Genomic DNA, 20,349 nt, shown 5'->3' on the forward strand with positions numbered 1-20,349 from the left:
GCCGCACCTATGTCACGCACTGTCATCGCCCTGCTGCCGATGCTGTCCCTGCTGGCCGCGTGCGCCGGCAACCAGGCCTATACCGACGGCCAGGCCATGCTGGGCGCCGGCCGCACGGAACAGGGCCTGGCCCTGCTGGAACAGGCCGCGCAGGCCGAACCGACCAACGCCAAGTACCGCATCGCCGTCACCAACGGCAGGATGCGCGCGCTGAACAACCTCAATGGCCGCGCCGAGGCGCTGCGCCAGCAGGGCAAGCTGCCCGAAGCGCAAGCGCTGTACCAGCAGGCGCTGGCGCTAGACGCCAGCAACGACGTGGCGCAGCGGGGCCTGGCCGGCGTGGCGCAGGAGGAACGCCACCGCAAGCTGGTGCAGGAAGCGCAGGCCAGCTACCAGCGCGGCGGCGAAGCGAATGTCGCGCAGGCGCAGGAAGCCTTGCGCCAGGTGCTGCAGGAGCGCCCCGCGCAGCGCGAGGCGCTGGCCTTGAAAAGCCGCATCGGCGACGAGCAGGCCAAAAGCCGTCCGGCCGGCGGCAAGCTGGCGGCCGCCTACCGCAAACCCGTGACCCTGGAGTTTCGCGATGCGCCCCTGCGCGCCGTGTTCGATCTTCTCAGCAAGGTGTCGGGCCTGAACTTCGTCTTCGACAAGGAGGTCGACCCCGCCCTGCGCGCCACCATTTCCGTGCGCGACACCAGCATCGAAGAGGCGATTGCCATGCTGCTGAGCGCCAACCAGCTCGAGCAAAGCGTCACCAGCGACAAGTCGATCACGATCTACCCGAACACGCCGCAAAAGGTAAAGGATTACCAGCAGCTGGTGGTGCGTACCTTCTTCCTCGCCAATGCGGACGTCAAGACGGTGGCGTTTTCCATCAAGACCCTGCTCAAGGCCAAGGACGTTGTCACCGATGAACGGCTGGGCATCATCATGCTGCGCGATACGCCGGAAATGGTGCGCATGGCCGAGCGCATCATCAACGTGCAGGACCTGGCCGACCCGGAAGTGATGCTGGAAGTCGAGGTGCTGGAAGTCAAGCGCACGCGCCTGATGGAGCTGGGCATACGCTGGCCGGACCAGGCCAATCTGACCCTGGCCGGTGCCGCCGCCAATGGCCTGGGCGGCCTGAAGGTGGCTGACCTGCGCCGCATCAATGGCGACAACATCAACCTGGGCATCGGCGGCGTCACCCTGAATGCAAACAAGACCGACAGCGACAGCAATATCCTGGCCAACCCGCGCATCCGCGTGCGCAACAAGGAAAAGGCGAAGATCCTCATCGGCGACCGCGTGCCCGTCATCACCGTCACGACGAATAACGGCGTCAGTTCCGACAGCGTCAACTACATCGACGTGGGCCTGAAACTCGACGTGGAACCGAACGTCTACCTGGACGACGAGGTGGCCATCAAGATCAACCTGGAAGTGTCGAACGTGGTGAAGGAAGTGATCAGCAAAACGGGCACGCAGGCATACCAGATCGGCACGCGCAGCGCCTCGACCGTGTTGCGTTTGAAAGATGGCGAGACGCAGGTGCTGGCGGGCCTGATCAGCGACGAGGACCGGGGCACGGCCAACAAGGTGCCGGGCGTGGGCGAACTGCCCGTGCTGAACCGCCTGTTCGGCAGCCAGAAGGACGACGCCATGCGCAGCGAGATCGTGCTGTCGATCACGCCGCGCCTGCTGCGCAGCATCCGCCGCCCGGACCTGATGACGGCCGAGTTCAATTCCGGCACCGAGGCGTCCGTGGGCGGCCGCGCCAGCGTCGGCGGCACGCCCGAGGCCATCGCCGCGCCCGAGCAAAGCGCGCCGCGCGCCGGCTCGCCCATGACGGGCGGCGACGAGGCACCGGCGGCCGGCGACAAGTCCGGCAAAGGTGGCCAGTGAAGCAACAAGGCTTTACCTTCATCGAACTGATGATCACCCTGGCCATCATGGCGACCCTGGCCACGGTGGCCGTGCCGATGGCGCAGGTGGCCTTGCAACGGGCGAAGGAGCAGGAACTGCGCAGCGCCCTGATCGAGATGCGCGAGGCGATCGATGCCTACAAGCGCGCCTCGGACAATGGCCGCATCAAGCTGTCGCTGGGCGCATCCGGCTATCCGAAAAAGCTCGAGGAACTGGTCGAGGGCGTGCCCGACCAGCGCAGCCCCTCGAAGCAGAACATCTATTTTTTGCGCCGCCTGCCGCGCGACCCGTTCCAGCCCAGGGAAACCGGCAGCGCGGCCGACAGCTGGAGCAAGCGCGCCTACGCCTCGCCGCCCGACAATCCCAGCGAGGGCGAAGACGTGTTCGACGTCGCCTCGCGCTCGACCAAGGTGGGCATGAACGGCGTGCCGCTCAATCAATGGTGATACCGATGCCCGCCTCTTCCCCGCGCCGCGGCTTTACCCTGGTCGAACTGCTGGTGGTGTTGGCCATCATCTCGCTGCTGCTGACGATCGCCATTCCCCGCTATTTCGGCTCCGTGGAAAAATCGAAGGAAGTGGCCCTGAAGGAAAACCTGCAGGTGCTCAGAAGCGGCCTCGATAAATACTATGCCGACAAGGGAGAGTATCCGGCCGCGCTGGCCGACCTGGTGACCCACCATTACTTCCGCAGCGTGCCGCTGGACCCCGTCACGGAGTCCGCCGCCACCTGGCAATTGATCCCTTCGCCCAATGGCGAGATCGGCGGCGTGGCCGACGTGCGCAGCGGCGCCAAGGGCAAGACGCGCGAGGGCATCCCTTTTGAGCAGCTCTAGCTTTCAACGCCGCGTACGGGGCTTCGCGTACATCTGGACCCTGATGCTGGTGGCCTTCATGGGCGTGGGCCTGGTGCTGGCCAGCGAATTGCATGCCACGGCCGCGCGGCGCGAAAAAGAGCGAGAGCTGCTGTTCATCGGCCATGAGTTCCGCAATGCCCTGGGCCGCTACTACGACAGCACCCCGGGCGACGGGCGGCCCCGCTACCCACTGACCTTGCAGGAACTGCTGCGCGACCCGCGCTTTGCCAACGCCCGGCGCCATTTGCGCCGACTGTATGCGGATCCCGTCACGGGCAAGGCGGAATGGGGTCTGCTGCGGCAGGAGGGACGCATCGTCGGCATCCATTCACTGTCGCCGCAGCTCACCATCAAGCAGGACAATTTTCTCGACGAAGACGCCAGCCTGCGCCGCAAGCAGCGCTACGCGGACTGGCACTTCACGTACCCGCACGACCTGGTGCTGGCCCCGCCCGATGCCGCCGGCGGCGCGCCCGGGCTCAAGCCGAAAGGCGCGAACTGATATCATGCCCGCATTCCATATTCAGCATCGAGCAAAGGAGCAGGCATGAGCATAGGTGGCACTTCCATCGAACAGGCATTGGCATCGCTGTCGGACATGACGGGCGGCATGGTCGCCATCGGCAAGGACGAACATGCGCAGCGCATCGCCAGGGCACAAGCATTCATGCGCGAACAGGGCATCGCCGCGATCTACCTGAACGCGGGCGCTAATCTCACCTATTTCACGGGCACCAAATGGTATGCCAGCGAACGCATGGTGGGCGCCATCCTGCCGGCCAGCGGCGACATCGAATACATCGCCCCCGCCTTCGAGGAAAGCACCCTGCAAGGCTTCATGCTCATCGAGGGCCGTGTCAATTGCTGGGAAGAGCATGAAAGCCCGTACCAGCTGTTCGTCGACGTATTGGCGCGCATGGGAATCGCCCAGGACGCGCATCAGCCGCCGCGCGTGGGCATCTGCGAAAGCGCCGCCTTCTTCATCTACGATGGCATCCGGCCGCTGGCCCCCGGCTATGCGCTGGAAAACGCGCGCGCCGTCACCGCGTACTGCCGCAGCAGAAAATCAAAGGCGGAAATCGCCCTGATGCAGCGCGTGATGGACATGACCCTGGCCGTGCACGTGGCCACGGCAAGCATGCTGTATGAAGGCATCACGACGTTGGAAGTGGAAGAATTCATCCAGCGCGCGCACCGCAAGGTGGGCGCGCCCCGCTCGTATTTCTGCATCGTGCTGTTCGGCGAAGCGACGGCCTATCCGCATGGCGTCAACTATGTGCAAACCCTGAAGGCGGGCGACATGGTGCTGATCGACACGGGTTGCCAGGTGATGAACTACATCTCCGACATCACGCGCACCTATGTTTTCGGACAGATCAGCGAACGCCAGCGCAGCGTGTGGAACAGCGAAAAGGCGGCGCAGGCCGCCGCGTTCGCCGCCGCGCGGCTGGGCGTGCCCTGCGGCGACGTGGACCGCGCCGCGCGCGTATCCCTGGAAGCGGACGGCTACGGCCCCGGCTACAAGCTGCCGGGACTGCCGCACCGCACGGGCCACGGCATCGGCCTCGATATCCACGAGTGGCCTTACCTGGTGGGCAACGACACGACACCGCTCGACGTGGGCATGTGCTTCTCGAACGAGCCGATGATCTGCATCCCCGGCGAATTCGGCATCCGCCACGAAGACCATTTCTACATGACGGAAAACGGTCCGCGCTGGTTCACGCAGCCGGCGCACAGCATCGACGATCCGTTCGGTTTGCGCACGTAAGCCGGTGCTCCTGTGTTGGATTACGCTGCGCTAATCCAACCTACGCATGCGCCAATGCCCGGTAGGTCGGATTGGCGGGGCCGCCGAGGCGCATGGCGCGTCATCCGACGTCACCGCAACGCCAGGTAGGTCGGATTAGCGCGCAGCGCGTAATCCGACACAGCCCCCTGCGCCAGCTTGAACACGGCCAGCGCCGTACCCAGCTGCACGGCCTGTTCCTGCAGCGATTCGGCCGCCGCCGACGCTTCTTCCACCAGCGCGGAGTTTTGCTGCGTCATCTGGTCCATGCTGCCGATGGCCACGCCGATGTCGCCGATGCCGGCGCTTTGCGCCTGGCTCGCGGCGCTGATCTCGGCCATGATGTCGGCCACCTTTTTCACGGAATCGACGATCTGGCCCATGGTCAGCCCCGCCTCGTCGACCAGCTTCGAGCCGATATTCACCTTGGCCACCGAATCGCCGATCAGTTGCTTGATCTCGCGCGCCGCTGCCGCGCTGCGCTGCGCCAGGTTACGCACCTCGGACGCCACCACGGCAAAGCCGCGCCCTTGTTCACCGGCGCGCGCCGCCTCCACGGCCGCATTCAAGGCCAGGATATTCGTCTGGAAGGCGATGCCGTCGATGACGCCGATGATGTCGACGATGCGTTTGGATGAGTCATTGATCTCACCCATGGTGGTGACCACCTGGCTGACCACCTGCCCGCCCTTCACGGCAACCGACGATGCCGACACCACCAGTGCATGCGCCTGGCCCGCGTTGGCGGCGTTGTCGCGCACGGTGGAAGTCAGGCTGTCCATGCTGCGCGCCGTCTGATCCAGGCTGCCCGCCTGCGATTCCGTGCGCGCGGCCAGGTCCGCATTGCCCTGGGCGATTTCCGCGCTGGCCACCTGGATGGTTTCGGCCGACGCCTTGATGTCGGAAACCATGCCGCCGAGCTTGGCACGCATGTCCTTCAGCGCCGCCAGCAGGCTGGCCTGGTCGCCCGCCTCGGTGGCAATCTCCATCGAGAGGTCGCCATCGGCCACGGCGCGCGCGATCTGACACGCGTATTCGGGTTCACCGCCCAGTTGCTGCCAGATGGCGCGCACGACGAAATGCGACACGACCACCAGGCAGACGATGACGGCCAGCGCCACGGCGATGCTGGTATTGAGCGCATTGCGCACGTTGGCCGCGCTGCGTTCAATGCCCTGCCTGAACTGCGTCTGCGCCTGCTCGTTGGTCTTTGCCAGGTCAGCATTGAGCACGGCCAGCGCGCCCTGCATGCGCGCCACGGTCGCCTGCGGGTCGCCCTCTTCCATTTCCAGCATGATGCGCGCCGCGCTCAGCGCCGGCGCATAATAGGCATCGAATTCCCTGGCCAGGCGCGCACCGTGCTGGCGCTGGCCGGGGATCGCCGCGAAGGCGGCCAGTTTTTCGCGCAGCTTGACCGCCTGGCCGCCTACTTGCCCTATACGCTCCTTGTCGCCCTCGCTGACGGCATCGCGCAGGGCGTCGCCGACGGCGGCCACGTCCAGGGTCAGCGACTTGGCCATGTCGAGCACGGGATAGTCGGCGCTTTCCGTGGCGTGGATGGAATTGAGCGTGGCCGTGGACAGATAGGCGCTGACGGCCAATCCCAGCCCGAAAATCACGGCCGAGACGACGGGCAGCGCCCATATCTTGCGTTTGATGCTCATTGCTGTCTCCTGATGGTATGTGTATCGGGCCGCAGCATGGCGCGCGGCCCGATCAGGCTTTATGGCGCCGTCAGCACCACTTTGACGGTGCCGTCGACGGCACTCTTTTCGATATAGCCGATGGCCTTCGGATCGGCGGCCACGGCCTTCTTCACGTCGGCGCTATTGGCTACTTCCTTCGGCAAGGTGGCCTTGCCCGTGAAGACCAGCTTGGACCACAGGGCCTTCGCTTGCGACGGCTCCTTGTCCGTCACCTTCTTGTAGAACTCGGCGCGCACGGGCGCGCTTTCCGGCTGGTCGATCGGCGTCATGGCCGTCGATTTGCCGAGAAAGAATTGCGCCACCTGTTCGTTCGTCATCGCGCCGGCGGCGCTCTTGGCATTGACCACCACGACCACTTCGGCCATGGCGGGAACGACGGTCGACAAGGCCAGCAAGGCAGCCACAGTCAAGATCAATGGTTTCATGCGGCGCTCCTCAGAAAACGAAATCGATGGCGGCGGCAGCCACCGTGACGGGACCATGGAAGCCTGGCTTGGCTTGCACGAACAGGCCCGGGCCGTTCTTCGGCTTGATGCGGTCGATCTGCACCTTCAGCGCGGCCGAACGGTGGAAGTCCCAGCGCACGCCGATACTGTCCGTCGATTGCTCGAGCTGATTGCGCATGGTGGCCAGGGTCTCAACGCCGGCCGACAGGGCGCGCAGGGTCGGCGTACAGGCGGCGGGATAGCCGGCCGGGCAAGCCGCTGGCACGGTGTTGTTCACGCGGCCATCGGCCTTCAGGCTGGCGTGGCTGTAGTAGGGCAGGAAGGCCCCCATGCGGTAGCCGCCCATCATGTACCACGAGGTGCTGTCGCTGACATAGCTGTCCGTCTTGCGCTTCGCATATTCGGACTGCAGCAGCACGTTGTTCCAGTCCAGGCCCAGGCCCACGGAGGTAAACGACGCCTTCTTGTCCTTCACTTCCAGCGCATCGGCCAGCGCGCCCAGCTGGGCGATTTTGTAGCCGCTGCCGGCCGCGCGCAAGCTGCCCATCAGGGTATTCAGGCTCGGAGAATCGTTGATCGTCAACCTGGTCTCGGCACGGCCGAAACGCACGGTGACGGGGCCATGTTCGGCCACCACGTTCAAGGCGACGATGGACTTGCCTTCCACCTGCACGGTCGAAGCGGGACCCGTGGCCAGGGTGGCCTTGGTGCGGCCCAGCGCCAGCTGCGTGGTGATGCTGGTGTCGCCCGCGCTGAACTGGTAGGTGCCGTCGATGCCGTCGATGCTGTTCAGGGGCACCTGCGAATACATTTCGCCGGGCGGGCGCAGCATGGTGTTGGCATAGCCCACGTTGCGGTAATCGGAAATCATGAAGACAGGCAGGCCCATGCGGCCGATGCGCACGCTGAAGCTGTCCGACACCTTGGCCTTGGCAAAAGCCCACGCCAGTTCGGCGCCAAAATCATCCTCGCCATCCTTGCGCGCCAGGCCCTGCACGGTGGCCGACAGCCACGGATTGACAGTGACATTCGCTTGCAAGCCCAGGTTGGAATCGATACCCGTGCGAGCGGTGCGGCCGGCGCCGGCAGCCTGGTTCGGGCGCGCGAACTGCGCGTTGTCGGTATCGGCCATGGTCAGGGCGGCAGTGCCATAACCGCTGATCTTGACCGCAGGGCCAGCAGCCTCCTCGGCGTAGGCATGGCTGATGGCCAAGGGCATGGCCAACAGGAAAATCAGGACGTGTTTATTCATAGTAATTAAATACCCGTAGCGGTGAACGTGGAGTTGGACTCGAGGTCGATGGCTCACCGGCCGCAAAAGGCCGGGTCCGTTTTTTTCGCGCCGCCAGCGCGGCGTGGAGCGTGCTTGGCGGCGTGACCAGTGAGTAAAACCATGCTACAGAGAAAAGGTTTTACGTTGGAAAGTTTTCTTGAGGCAATGCGCTATTTCGCCCCTTTTCATGAAAAAAGCACGCATTCTAGAGGGATTTATCTAAATAGCACGCCGTGCAAAACCACAGTTTCACTATACTTTTCATACACTTATGGATAATTCATGATGAAAAAAAGCGCCGCCCGCGCGAAGATCGCGGGCGGCGCCGTTCAAACCAGTTCTGCAGTAAACGCTTACTCGCGCTTTGACACCAGGGTCAGGATGTCGTAGCTGGCCACCAGTTCCTCGTTCTGGTTCGTCACCTGCACGTCCCATGCGACCACGCCCTGGCCCACGCCAAAGACGTCCTTGCGGTTGCGGTCGACCTTGCGCTTGCACGTCAGGCGCGCGCGGATGGTGTCGCCGATGGCGACGGGGGCGACGAAGCGCAGGTTGTCCAGGCCATAGTTGGCCAGCACGGGACCGACGCCAGGCGAGACGAACAGGCCGGCGGCGGCCGACAGCACGAAATAGCCGTGGGCGATGCGCTTGCCGAATTGCGATTCCTTGGCCGCGATTTCATCGAAGTGCATGTAGAAGAAGTCGCCCGAGATGCCGCCGAAGGCGACGATGTCCGCTTCGCTGACGGTGCGGCGGTGCGTGAGCAGCGAGTCGCCCGTCTTCAAGTCCTCGAAATGCTTGCGGAACGGGTGGATCGGACTTTCGTTGACATCCGCGCCGCGCACGTATTCGCCCGTGATGGCCGCCAGCATGGTCGGCGAGCCTTGCACGGCCGCCCGTTGCAGGTAGTGTCGCACGGCGCGCACGCCGCCCAGTTCCTCGCCGCCGCCCGCGCGGCCAGGGCCGCCGTGCTTCAGTTGCGGCAGGGGCGAGCCATGACCGGTCGAATCGACGGAGGCCACGCGCTCGAGCACGTGCACGCGGCCATGCGTGGCCGCCACTTGCGGCACCACGCGCGCGGCGATCTTCGGATCGCGCGTCACCAGGGTGCTCACCAGGCTGCCCTTGCCGCGCGCGGCCAGAGCCAGCGCTTCATCGATATCGTGGTAGCCCATCATGGTGCTGACGGGACCGAACGCTTCCACGTCATGCACGGCGTCGTTGCCGAAAGCGTCGCGGCACATCAGCAAGGTCGGCGAGAAGAAGCTGCCGTCCTGCGCCCCATCGCCCAGGGGATTGAAGCCGTCGGCCGCGCCGAACACCACTTCGTTACCCTGCGACAGGGTGGCGACCCGCTCGGCCACGTCGTTCTGCTGCTCTTTCGAGGCCAGCGCGCCCATGCGCACGCCGTCGATGGACGGGTCGCCCACCACCACCTTGGCCAGGCGCTCGCGCAGGCGCGTGCCGACGGCGTCCATCAGGTGCTCGGGCACGATGATGCGGCGGATGGCCGTGCACTTCTGGCCCGACTTGCCCGTCATTTCGCGCACGACTTCCTTGACGAACAGGTCGAATTCCACGTCGTCTGGCGTGACGTCCGGCGCCAGGATGGCGCAGTTGAGCGAATCGGCTTCACCGTTGAAGGGGACGGACTGGGCGATCAGGTTGGCATTCGTGCGCAGCTTGGCGGCCGTCGCGGCAGACCCGGTGAACGTGACGAAGTCCTGGCCGTTCAGGCGGTCCAGCAGGTCGCCCGTGGAGCCGATCACCAGCTGCAAACTGCCGGCCGGCAGCAAGCCCGATTCGTGCATCATGCGCACGACAGCCTGCGTCAGGTAGCTCGTCGCCGTGGCCGGCTTGGCGATGCAGGGCATGGCCGCCAGGAAGCTGGGCGCGAATTTTTCCAGCAAGCCCCAGATGGGGAAGTTGAAGGCGTTGATGTGCACGGCCAGACCGCCGCGCGGCACCAGGATGTGCGTGCCGGCGAAACCGCCCTTCTTGCCCAGCGCGATGGCCGGGCCCTCGTGCAGCACGTTCGACGACGGCAGCTCGTTGCTGCCCATGCTGGCGTAGGCGAACAATGTGCCCGTGCCGCCCTCGATGTCGACCCAGCTGTCTGCGCGCGTGGCGCCCGACAGGTGCGAAATCGCATACAGTTCTTCCTTGCGCTCGACCAGATACAGGGCCAGCGCCTTCAGGCGCGCGGCGCGCTGCTGGAAGTCCAGTGCCATCAGGCCCGGCACGCCCGTCTTGCGCGCATACGTGACGGCTTCGTCGAAGTCGATCTTTTCCGCATGCGTGTGATAAATGACGCGGTTGTTCAAGGCGCTGTGCAGGGGCACGGCGGCGCTTTCGCCCAGCCAGCGGCCGGCGATCAGGCTTTGCAGGGTGGATATGTGAGCCATGTGGTTTCTCCGTTAGGGGTCAGACCCGTCGGGTTTGACCCCAGCATTTAAAGGGTTAAAGGTTATTGCGCGGCAGCGTTCTTGTGCAAATGCAGCGGCAAGGCCGATTCGAAATTGAGGCGCTGGCGGTTCGCCTCGACTTGCGTCAGCGCTTCCACCTCGCGCATCGTCTGCATGGAGCGCACGGCCAGTTCGTGGTACTGGCCCGTGCCCGAGCTTTTCCATTTGATTTCATCGTCGGTGAGCGCCCGTATCACCTTCGCGGGCGTGCCGACCACCATGCTGCGCGGCGCGACGATCATGCCCGCCTTCACGAAACTCATGGCCGCGACGATGGATTCCTCGCCGATGACGGCGTTATCCATCACCACCGCGTTCATGCCGACGAGCGCGTTGCGGCCGATGCGGCAGCCGTGCAGCACGGCGCCATGGCCGATATGGCCGTCGACTTCAACCACCGTGTCGCAGCCGGGAAAGCCGTGCATGACGCAGGTATCCTGCAGGTTCGCCCCCTCTTCCAGGATCAGGCGGCCGAAATCGCCGCGGATCGAGGCCAGCGGGCCGATATAGCAGCGCGGGCCGACGATCACGTCGCCGATCAGCACGGCCGACGGGTGCACATAGGCGCTGGGGTGGACGACGGGGGTGACGCCGTTGATTTCGTAGACTTTGACCATACAGACTCCTTACATGCCCAGATAGGCGCTTTGTACCTGCTCGTTATGCAGCAATTCAGGGCCGGGACCGGACAGGGTAATCGCGCCCGTCTCGATCACATAGCCCACGTCGGCGATCGACAGGGCCGCGTGCGCGTTCTGCTCGACGAGGAAGATGGTGATGCCCTGGTCGCGCAGCTCGGCCACGATGCGGAAGATTTCCGCGATCAGGAGCGGCGCCAGGCCCATGCTCGGCTCGTCGAGCAGCAGCAGTTGCGGGCGGCCCATCAGCGCGCGCGCCATGGCCAGCATCTGCTGCTGTCCGCCGGAGAGCGTCCCGGCCAGCAGCAAGCGCTTTTCCTTCAGGATCGGGAACAGGCCGTACATGCGCTCCATGTCGCCCGCCACGTCCTGTGCGGGGCGTGTAAACGCGCCCAGGCGCAGATTATCTTCCACCGTCATGGGGCCGAACACTTGCCGCCCTTCCGGCACCTGGCAAATGCCGGCGCGCACGCGCTTGTCGGCACTCATGCGGCTGACGTCCTGGCCGGCGAAAACGATGCTGCCGGCGCTGATCGCCTGCACGCCGGAAATCGCCCGCAGCAAGGTCGTCTTGCCGGCGCCATTCGCGCCCACCAGCGCCACCAGCTGGCCCTGGCGCACCTGCAGGTCGATGCCGTGCAAGGCCTGGATGCGGCCGTAATGGCTGGTCAGGCCGGCGATATCGAGCACCAGCGGTGCTTGAGTTTTTTCCATCTTCATCATGCCGCCACTCCCAGGTATGCCGCCACCACGTCGGGGTTCGCGCGCACTTCGGCGGCGGTCCCTTCGGCCAGCTTCTTGCCATAGTCGAGCACCAGAATATGGTCCGACAGATTCATCACCAGTTTCATGTCATGCTCGACCAGCACCACCGTCACGCCTGATTGCGCCACCTTGCGGATCAAGGCTTCGATCTCGCCCGTCTCCGTGTGGTTCAGACCGGCCGCCGGCTCGTCGAGCAGCAGCACTTTCGGCTTGGCCGCCAGCGCGCGGGCGATTTCCAGGCGCTTCAAGGCGCCGTACGACATCTGCCCCGCCTCGTCATCGATATGCCGTCCTACGCCGACGAATTCCATCAGGCCCGCCGCCTCGTCGCGGCAGGCCGCGTCGGCGCGGCGCACGGACGGCAAACGCAGCATGGAGGCGAACAGGTTCTGGTTCAGGCGCAGGTGCGCGCCCACCATCACGTTGTCGATGGCCGTCATGTTCATGCACACTTGCAGGTTCTGGAAGGTGCGGCTCATGCCGCGCCGCGCCAGCGCATCGGGCGACATGGCGGCCACGTTCTCGCCATTGAGCAGGATCTCGCCTTTGGTCGGCGTGTAGACACCGGTGATCAGGTTGAACAGCGTCGTCTTGCCGGCGCCGTTCGGCCCGATCACGGAATGGATATTGCCTTCCTTGACGGTAAAGCTCACGTCCTGCACGGCATGCACGCCGCCGAAGCTCTTGCTCAGCTTGTTAATCGTCAGCATCTCACACCTCCTGCGCGGATTTGACGGGCGCCTTCGGCGTGGCGGCCCGCTTGCGCGAACGGCTGGCCAGGCTCGGCACCAGGCCCTTGGGCATGAAGATCATGGTCGCCATCAGGATCACGCCAAATACCACCGTTTCCCAGCCTTCAAAACTGGATAGCAGCTGCGGCAAAATCGTCAACAGCGCCGCGCCGATGATGGAGCCGAAGATCGACGCCATGCCGCCCACCACCACCATCGTCACCAGTTCGATCGAGTGGAAGAAACCGGCCAGGTTGGGCGTGATAAAACCGATGTAGTGGGCGCTGATGCTGCCCGCGATGCTGGCAATCACCGCCGACAGCACGAACACGCGCACCTTGAAGCGGGTCGTATCGACGCCCACCACGCGGGCCGCCACTTCCGAACCGTGGATGGCCTGCAGTGCGCGGCCCACGGGCGAATCGATCAGGTTCAGGGCCAGCCACGTCACCAGCAACAGCAGCACGGCGCACACCAGGTACCACGCTTTTTCGCCGGCGATATCCAGGCCAGCGACACTGAAGGCGGACACGCCGATGCCATCCGGACCGCCCGTCCATTGCGTCTCGTTGTTGATGACGATGGAAATGATGATGCCCAGGCCCAGGGTCGCCATGGCCAGCGTATGGCCCTTGAGTTTCAATACGGGGCGCGCCAGAAGCAGCGCCAGCAGCCCCGTGGCGACGGCGCCGGCGCACAGGGCGGCCAGCGGCGGCCAGTTGTAGTGCGTGGTCAGCACGGCCGACGCATACGCGCCCAGGCCATAGAAGCCCGCGTGACCGAGGCTGATCTGGCCCGTATAGCCCATCAAGAGGTTCAGGCCGATGACGACGATGGCGTTCAGGGCGATGCGGATCGCCACGTCATAGTAGAACGCATTGCTGAGGAACAGGGGCAGGATGGCCAGCACGAGTGCCAGCACCAGCAAGCCTCCGTGGCGCGAGCGGGTAAGGAAATTCTTCATACACGCTCCGAATTTTTAGCGCCAAACAAGCCTTGCGGCAGGAAGAACAGGATCAATAAAATCAGCACGAACGGTACCGCGTCCTTGTAGGCCGACGAGATGTAGCCGGCCGTCATGGCTTCGGCGATACCGAGGATCAGGCCGCCGGCAATCGCGCCCGCGCCGCCACCGAGGCCGCCAAGGACGGCGGCGACAAAGCCTTTCAGGCCCAGCATGATGCCCGCGTCATACGAGGTATACGTGATCGGCGCGACGAGGATGCCGCCCGCCGCGCCCAGCAGCGCCGACAGGCCGAACGAGAACAGCAGCACCTTGCGCGTGTTGATGCCCACCAGTTGCGCGGCCAGCTTGTTGTGCGAGGTGGCCAGCATGGCCTTGCCCATCAGGGTGCGGCCGAAGAACCAGCCCAGCACCAGCACGATGACCACCGTCACGCCCAGCACCCACAAGCTTTGCGGCAGCAGGCTGGCGCCCAGAAATTCGATCGGCGCGTCGCCGGAAAACGCCGGCAGCGAGTGCGTATCCTTGCCCAGCCAGATCTGCACGAGGCCGCGCAGCACCAGCGAGGCGCCGATCGTGATGATCAACAGGGTGATGACCTGCGCGTTTTGCGCCGGTTCGATCACGGCTTTTTCCATCAACAGGCCAACGATACCGGTGGCGATGACGGCCAGGAGGATGGCCAGCGGCAGCGGCACGCCGGCGGCGGACATCACGGCGGCCAGCATCCCGCCCAGCATGATGAATTCGCCCTGCGCGAAGTTGATCACGCCGCTTGTGTTGTAGATGATGGTAAAGCCCAGCGCCGCCAGCGCATAGGCGGATCCGACCGTCATCCCGGAATACAGAAATTGTAGAAATTGAGCGACTTCCATGGTGTCTCCATTGTGTTCGGCGATGCGCGGGCCGCCTTCGAGGGCGGCCCGCGCAGGTACTCTGGCTTATATTATTTCGACAATTGCCATTCGCCGTTCTTCACTTCCACCATGCGGAAAGCCGACAGGTCCAGGCCCATATGGTCTTTGGCCGACATGTTGAACACGCCGGTCGTGCCGACAAAACCCTTGGTCGTTTCCAGCGCCGTGCGCACTTTTTCGCGGTCCGTGCCGCCGGCGCGCTTGATGGCGTCGACCGACAGGTTCAGGGCGTCGAGCGCATAGCCGCCGAAGGTCGACGGGTCGATCTTGTAGCGGTCCTTATACGTCTTGTCGTAGCCGACGACGACGGCCTTCTGCGCGTCGCTGTCCGGCAGCATGGCGCCGATCAGCAGGGCCGGCGTCGGCAGGCGCACGCCTTCGGCGGCCTTGCCCGACAATTTCAGGTACTCGTCCGACGCCACGCCGTGCGACTGGTACAGCGGCAGCGCGGCCATGCCCAGCTGGCCGTAGTTCTTGGTCACGACGGCCGGACCCTGGCCCAGGCCGAAGACGAAGACGGCTTGCACGCCGGCGGTGTTCTTGATGCGCGTGAGCTGCGCCGTGATGTCCGTGTCTTTCGGACCGTAGGTTTCATCGGCCACCAGGGTGATGCCGTATTTGGACGCGACGATCTGCGACTCCTTGCGGCCCGAGGCGCCGAAGCCGCTCGTTTCCGACAGCAGGCCCACCTTGCTGATGCCGCGCTTCTTCATGTCCTCGAACACCTTCTCGGCCGCCATGCGGTCCGTGTGCGGCGTCTTGAAGACCCATTTCTTGACCGGGTCGATGATGACCACGGCGCCCGCCAGCGAGATGAACGGCATGCTGGCGCGCTCCACCAGCGGCGCCATCGCCATCGTCGCGCCCGTGGTGGTGCCGCCGATCAGCACGTCGACTTTGTCCGACTCGATCAGGCGCTTGGTAAAACCGTTGGCCTTGGCCGCATCGCTGCCGTCGTCGTAGTGCACCAGCTCCAGCTTGCGCCCCAGGACGCCGCCGGCCGCATTGATTTTTTCGATATACAGCTGCAGGGTTTTCAGTTCAGGGTCGCCCAGAAAGGCGGCCGGGCCCGTGACGGACAGCACGGAACCGATCTTGATGTTGTCGGCCGCGTACGCACCCGCGGCAGTCATGGCCAGCACGCCGGCGATCAGGGTTTTCTTGAAGATATTGGCAATCATTGTGGTCTCCACCAGGTTGGCACTACGGTCAATTATGGTTGGCGCTTTTTTGCAAGCCTGCGCCTTTTTAGTTGTTTTACTTTTTTATACGCGTTCAATGACGACAGCAATACCCTGCCCCACGCCGATGCACATGGTGCACAGCGCATAGCGCCCGCCCGTGCGCTCCAGCTGGTTCAATGCGGCCATCACCAGGCGCGCACCCGATGCGCCCAGCGGGTGGCCGATGGCAATCGCGCCGCCATTCGGGTTCACGTGGGCCGCATCGTCGGCCAGGCCCAGGTCGCGCGTGACGGCCAGCGCCTGCGCCGCAAACGCTTCATTGAGTTCGATGACATCCATCTGTTCGATGCTCAATCCTGTCTGCGCCAGCACCTTGCGCGACGCCGGCGAGGGACCAAAGCCCATGATGCGCGGCGCCAGGCCGGCCGTGGCCATGCCCAGCACTTTTGCACGCGGCGTCAATTTGTATTTATCCACAGCGGCGGCGGACGCCAGCAAAATCGCGCAGGCGCCGTCGTTCAAGCCCGAGGCATTGCCGGCCGTGACCGTGCCGTCCGCTTTCACCACGCCTTTCAGTTTCGCCAGCATTTCCAGCGAGGTGTCCGGACGCGGATGTTCATCCATCGTCACCATCTTCGGCTCGCCCTTTTTTTGCGGCACGGCGACGGGCACGATTTCGCGATCGAACACGCCGGCCGCGTTGGCGGCGACCCAGCGCTGCTGGCTGCGCAAGGCCAGCGCGTCCTGGTCGGCGCGGCTGATGCCAAATTCCACGGCCACGTTTTCCGCCGTTTCAGGCATGGTATCGATGCCGTACTGCGCCTTCATTTTGCCGTTGACGAAGCGCCAGCCCAGGGTCGTGTCTTCGATTTTCGCCGCGCGCGAAAACGCGCTGTCGGCCTTGCCCATCACAAACGGTGCGCGCGTCATGCTTTCCACGCCGCCGGCGATGATCAGTTCCGCCTCGCCCGCCTTGATCGAGCGGGCGGCCATGCCCACGGCGTCCAGGCTGGAGCCGCACAGGCGGTTGATGGTATTGGCGGGCACTGCCGCCGGCAAGCCGGCCAGCAGCGCAGCCATGCGGCCCACGTTGCGGTTGTCTTCGCCCGCCTGGTTGGCGCAGCCGTAGAACACATCGTCGATGGCGGACCAGTCGACGGATGGGTTGCGCGCGATCAGCGCGGCGATCGGCAGCGCGCCCAGGTCGTCCGCGCGCACGCTGGACAAGGCACCGCCGTAGCGGCCGAAAGGTGTGCGTACGGCGTCACAGATAAAGGCTTCGTTCATGTTTGCTTCCTTGTTCGGGCTATCAGGAGAATATCTTCGGGCGCTGGTCGACCACGCGGCGGGCCTTGCCCGTCAAGGTGCGTTCGATGCCGGCAGCGGCCACCAGGCGCACGCGCGTGCTCACGCCCACGTGCGTCTTGATGCGGTGTTCCAGCTCGCGCGCCAGGGCGTCCGTTTCGCTCGCAGAGATGGTGGATGTCAGGTCGATGCGCAGCTCGGCGATCACTTCGAGCTTGTCGAGGTGGCCGTCGCGCGTGACGACCAGCTGGTATTGCGGCGCCAGCTTCGGCATTTTGAGGATCAGCTCTTCGATCTGCGTGGGGAAAACGTTCACGCCGCGGATGATCAGCATGTCGTCCGAACGGCCCGTGATCTTGCCGATGCGGCGCATGGAGCGCGAGGTGGGCGGCAGCAAACGGGTCAGGTCGCGCGTGCGGTAGCGGATGATGGGCAGCGCCTCTTTCGACAAGGAGGTAAACACCAGCTCGCCCTCTGCGCCGTCCGGCAGCACTTCGCCCGTTTCCGGGTCGATGATCTCCGGGTAAAAATGGTCTTCCCAGATGACGGGACCATCCTTGCTCTCGATGCATTCGGACGCCACGCCAGGTCCCATCACTTCGGACAGACCGTAGATGTCGACGGCGTCGATGCCGGCGCGCGCCTCGATTTCCGAACGCATGGCGTCCGTCCACGGTTCGGCGCCGAAGATGCCCACCTTCAGCGACGATTCGGCCGGGTCCAGACCCTGGCGCGTGAACTCCTCGATGATGTTGAGCATGTACGACGGCGTGACCATGATGATGGACGGCTTGAAGTCCTGGATCAGCTGCACCTGCTTTTCCGTCTGGCCGCCGGACATGGGGATGACCGTGCAGCCCAGGCGCTCGGCGCCGTAGTGCGCGCCCAGGCCGCCCGTGAACAGGCCGTAGCCGTACGAGATATGCACCATGTCGCCCGCGCGGCCGCCGCCGGCGCGGATTGAGCGCGCCACCACGTTAGCCCAGGTGTCGATGTCGTTCTGCGTGTAGCCGACCACCGTGGCCTTGCCCGTGGTGCCGCTCGATGCGTGGATGCGCACCACCTGCTCGCGCGGCACGGCGAACAGACCGAACGGATAATTGTCGCGCAAGACCTTTTTATCGGTGAACGGAAATTTCGCCAGGTCGGACAAGGATTTGAGATCATCCGGATGCACACCCGCTGCGTCAAAAGCGGCACGGTAATGGGGCACGTTGTCATACGCGTGCTTGAGCGTCCATTTCATGCGCTCGAGCTGCAGCGCCTGCAGTTCATCCTTGCTGGCGCGCTCGATCGGCTCGAGGTCATTGGGGGCGGGAATTCGTTGGACCATCTTTGTCTCCTAATCGGTTCTATCACTATGTAATTCGTTCCGGCAGTTCAAGCCTGCTCTTGTACCTTCAACCGCTGATGACTTCACCCGCCACGCGGATCGACTTGCCGCGGAAGAGCGCGATGGCGCGCCCGTCCTGGTTGCTGACCTTGACGTCGTAGACGCCGCTTTTTCCCGCCAGCGCCTGCTCGATGGCGTACGCAGTGAGCACGTCCCCTTCGCGGCCCGGCGCCAGGTAATCGATGGTGCAGCCGGCGCCCACGGTATTCATGTTGTAGCTGTTGCAGGCAAACGCGAAGGCGCTGTCGGCCAGGGCGAAGATGAAGCCGCCGTGGCAGGTCTGGTGGCCGTTGAGCATGTCGGCGCGCACCGTCATCGTCATGCGCGCATGGCCTGGGCCCACATCAGCCAGGGCGATGCCCATGGCGGCGGTGGCGTTATCGCGCGACAGCATGGAGGCGGCGGCCGCTTCGGCCAGGGCCTGGGCGGCGTGAAGATGGTCTTCCTTATGCATGAAACGGTGCTCCATTGGCGAGTTTGCGGCGCAGCAGCGGCGAGACGCGGTAGCGGTCTTCGCCATAGCCTTGCGCCAGGTGGTGCAGCACGGCGACGATGTGCTGGACGCCGACGGCATCGGCCCAGGCCAGCGGTCCGCGTGGGTAATTGACGCCCTTCTGCATGGCGATATCGACGGCATCCTCCGTGCACACGCCCTGGTTGACGGCGTCGGCCGCTTCGTTGGCCAGCATGGCGACCGTGCGCATGACGGCCAGGCCAGGCACGTCGTCCAGGCGCGTGACGATGAAACCGGCCGCCTGGAACAGGCCGACGACGGCCGCATAGGCGGCGTCGCTGCACTGGTCGGCACGGGCCACGGCGATGCGGCGGGCAGTCGCGTAATCGAGCGCCAGGTCGAACAGCACCGTGTCCGGATGCTGGTTGTCGTGCGCGCGCTGGGTGGCGCTGCGCCCATCGGTCAGATAAATCGCGGCGCCATGGCAATGCAGGGCCGGCGCCTCGTCGTGCGCCTGGCCTTCCTGCGTCACACGGCGGCTGACCGTGACGCCAGCCTGCTCCAGCCGCTGCACCAGGCTGCGGATGATGCCGCTGTGGCCACGGCCATCGCCGCCGATGGCGGCCGACAGGGCGACGAATTCCGGGGTCGCTTGCACGCTTTCCGCCTGCGCCACAGGTGCGCTGGCGCCTTCGCCGTACAGGTAGAAGCCGCGGCCCGATTTGCGGCCCAGGAAACCGGCGTTGACCATTTCCTGCTGCAGCACGGCCGGCGTGAAGCGCGGGTCGTTGAAATAGGCGCCGAACACGGATTGCGTGACGGAGAAATTCACGTCATGGCCGATCAGGTCCATCAATTCGAATGGCCCCATGCGGAAACCGCCCGCTTCGCGCAGCACGGCATCGATGGTGGCGGCGTCCCCTGCCTGTTCGTTCAGCAGGCGCCAGCCTTCCGCGTAAAACGGACGGGCGACACGGTTGACGATGAAGCCGGGCGTCGATTTTGCATGCACGGGATTCTTGCCCCAGGCAATCGACGTGTCATACACGGTGGAGGCCACTTGCTCGCTGGTGGCCAAGCCACTGATCACTTCGACCAGCGCCATCAGGGGCACGGGATTAAAGAAATGCATGCCGACCAGGCGTTCCGGCCGGCGCAGCTTGGCGGCGATCGCCGTGACGGAGATCGACGATGTATTCGTCGCCAGGATGCAGTCGTCGCCGACCAGCGCTTCGAGCTCGGCGAACAGGCCGCGCTTGACGTCGAGGTTTTCCACGATGGCTTCCACCACCAGGGAGCAATCGCTCACATCGGCCAGGCTGCCGGCCGCCTGCAGGCGCGCCGTGGCGGCTGTGGCTTCGTCAAACGTCATGCGGCCCTTCTCGGCCAGCTTCGCATACATCTTGCCGATGTCCGCCAGCGCCTTGCTCACCGCTTCTGCTCGGGTGTCGTACAACTTGACCCTGTAGCCGGCGGCGGCAGCCACCTGCGCGATGCCGGCGCCCATGGCGCCGCTGCCGATGACGGCGACGATACTGTTGTTGTCCAAAGCTGCCAT

19 protein-coding genes are annotated in these 20,349 nt (G+C 64.7%); 5 read left to right on the forward strand and 14 right to left on the reverse strand.

The features are described 5' to 3' along the window. Window positions 1-9: 9 nt before the first annotated feature. From ACQ4W4_RS06515 to ACQ4W4_RS06535, 5 genes are read left to right on the forward strand one after another with little or no spacing between them, the layout of a single operon-like run. Window positions 10-1,884, forward strand: a complete 1,875-nt coding sequence (locus ACQ4W4_RS06515; protein ID WP_436541273.1) for a secretin GspD/PilQ domain-containing protein — start codon at window positions 10-12, stop codon at window positions 1,882-1,884. Further along, window positions 1,881-2,351, forward strand: coding sequence for a type II secretion system protein (locus ACQ4W4_RS06520; RefSeq protein WP_436541274.1), 471 nt, complete (start codon window positions 1,881-1,883; stop codon window positions 2,349-2,351). The genes ACQ4W4_RS06515 and ACQ4W4_RS06520 overlap by 4 nt, the downstream gene beginning before the upstream one ends. A 5-nt stretch (window positions 2,352-2,356) precedes the next feature. Beyond that, a complete protein-coding gene (locus ACQ4W4_RS06525) occupies window positions 2,357-2,740 on the forward strand; it encodes a type IV pilin protein (RefSeq protein ID WP_257626127.1) in 384 nt (127 codons plus the stop codon). Beyond that, complete coding sequence (locus ACQ4W4_RS06530) at window positions 2,727-3,263, forward strand: type II secretion system protein (RefSeq protein WP_436541275.1); 537 nt, start codon at window positions 2,727-2,729, stop codon at window positions 3,261-3,263. The genes ACQ4W4_RS06525 and ACQ4W4_RS06530 overlap by 14 nt, the downstream gene beginning before the upstream one ends. A gap of 45 nt (window positions 3,264-3,308) precedes the next feature. Beyond that, complete coding sequence (locus ACQ4W4_RS06535; RefSeq protein WP_436541276.1) at window positions 3,309-4,532, forward strand: M24 family metallopeptidase; 1,224 nt, start codon at window positions 3,309-3,311, stop codon at window positions 4,530-4,532. A gap of 110 nt (window positions 4,533-4,642) precedes the next feature. Here ACQ4W4_RS06535 and ACQ4W4_RS06540 read toward each other — a convergent pair whose 3' ends face one another. The 14 genes from ACQ4W4_RS06540 to paaH all read right to left on the reverse strand — a co-directional run bounded on the left by ACQ4W4_RS06540 (window position 4,643) and on the right by paaH (window position 20,349). Further along, entirely contained in the window at window positions 4,643-6,214 is a 1,572-nt protein-coding gene (locus tag ACQ4W4_RS06540) for a methyl-accepting chemotaxis protein (protein ID WP_436541277.1), read from the reverse strand. A gap of 59 nt (window positions 6,215-6,273) precedes the next feature. Next, window positions 6,274-6,681, reverse strand: a complete 408-nt coding sequence (locus tag ACQ4W4_RS06545) for a type 2 periplasmic-binding domain-containing protein (RefSeq protein WP_436541278.1) — start codon at window positions 6,679-6,681, stop codon at window positions 6,274-6,276. A gap of 10 nt (window positions 6,682-6,691) precedes the next feature. Next, window positions 6,692-7,954, reverse strand: a complete 1,263-nt coding sequence (locus tag ACQ4W4_RS06550) for a hypothetical protein (RefSeq protein WP_436541279.1) — start codon at window positions 7,952-7,954, stop codon at window positions 6,692-6,694. 374 nt (window positions 7,955-8,328) lie between these two features. Further along, window positions 8,329-10,380 (reverse strand): phenylacetic acid degradation bifunctional protein PaaZ, encoded by a 2,052-nt coding sequence (gene paaZ / locus ACQ4W4_RS06555; RefSeq protein WP_436541280.1) that lies wholly within the window; start codon window positions 10,378-10,380, stop codon window positions 8,329-8,331. 62 nt (window positions 10,381-10,442) lie between these two features. Next, window positions 10,443-11,057 carry a phenylacetic acid degradation protein PaaY gene (gene paaY / locus ACQ4W4_RS06560; protein WP_436541281.1) on the reverse strand — a complete coding sequence of 205 codons (615 nt, stop codon included), beginning with the start codon at window positions 11,055-11,057 and terminating at the stop codon, window positions 10,443-10,445. 9 nt (window positions 11,058-11,066) lie between these two features. After that, window positions 11,067-11,798 (reverse strand): ABC transporter ATP-binding protein, encoded by a 732-nt coding sequence (locus tag ACQ4W4_RS06565; RefSeq protein WP_436541544.1) that lies wholly within the window; start codon window positions 11,796-11,798, stop codon window positions 11,067-11,069. Then, on the reverse strand, window positions 11,798-12,553 hold the full coding sequence (locus tag ACQ4W4_RS06570; protein WP_034746375.1) for an ABC transporter ATP-binding protein: 756 nt from the start codon (window positions 12,551-12,553) through the stop codon (window positions 11,798-11,800). Before ACQ4W4_RS06570 ends, ACQ4W4_RS06565 begins: the two co-directional genes overlap by 1 nt. A gap of 1 nt (window position 12,554) precedes the next feature. Beyond that, window positions 12,555-13,538, reverse strand: coding sequence for a branched-chain amino acid ABC transporter permease (locus ACQ4W4_RS06575; protein WP_436541282.1), 984 nt, complete (start codon window positions 13,536-13,538; stop codon window positions 12,555-12,557). Beyond that, complete coding sequence (locus tag ACQ4W4_RS06580; RefSeq protein ID WP_436541283.1) at window positions 13,535-14,413, reverse strand: branched-chain amino acid ABC transporter permease; 879 nt, start codon at window positions 14,411-14,413, stop codon at window positions 13,535-13,537. The genes ACQ4W4_RS06575 and ACQ4W4_RS06580 overlap by 4 nt, the downstream gene beginning before the upstream one ends. Window positions 14,414-14,484: 71 nt before the next feature. After that, the gene (locus ACQ4W4_RS06585; RefSeq protein WP_436541284.1) at window positions 14,485-15,636 is read right to left on the reverse strand and encodes an ABC transporter substrate-binding protein; all 1,152 of its coding nucleotides are present in this window, start codon (window positions 15,634-15,636) and stop codon (window positions 14,485-14,487) included. 84 nt (window positions 15,637-15,720) lie between these two features. Then, window positions 15,721-16,926 carry a 3-oxoadipyl-CoA thiolase gene (gene pcaF, locus ACQ4W4_RS06590; RefSeq protein ID WP_436541285.1) on the reverse strand — a complete coding sequence of 402 codons (1,206 nt, stop codon included), beginning with the start codon at window positions 16,924-16,926 and terminating at the stop codon, window positions 15,721-15,723. Between the two features lie 22 nt (window positions 16,927-16,948). Further along, window positions 16,949-18,277, reverse strand: coding sequence for a phenylacetate--CoA ligase PaaK (gene paaK / locus ACQ4W4_RS06595; RefSeq protein ID WP_436541286.1), 1,329 nt, complete (start codon window positions 18,275-18,277; stop codon window positions 16,949-16,951). A gap of 67 nt (window positions 18,278-18,344) precedes the next feature. After that, a complete protein-coding gene (gene paaI / locus ACQ4W4_RS06600) occupies window positions 18,345-18,791 on the reverse strand; it encodes a hydroxyphenylacetyl-CoA thioesterase PaaI (RefSeq protein WP_436541287.1) in 447 nt (148 codons plus the stop codon). Then, window positions 18,784-20,349: a 3-hydroxyacyl-CoA dehydrogenase PaaH gene (paaH, locus tag ACQ4W4_RS06605; protein WP_436541288.1), complete on the reverse strand. Its 1,566-nt coding sequence runs from the start codon at window positions 20,347-20,349 to the stop codon at window positions 18,784-18,786. The genes paaI and paaH overlap by 8 nt, the downstream gene beginning before the upstream one ends.

The organism is Janthinobacterium glycogeni (genome assembly GCF_051380725.1).
Taxonomy (GTDB): domain Bacteria; phylum Pseudomonadota; class Gammaproteobacteria; order Burkholderiales; family Burkholderiaceae_D; genus Janthinobacterium.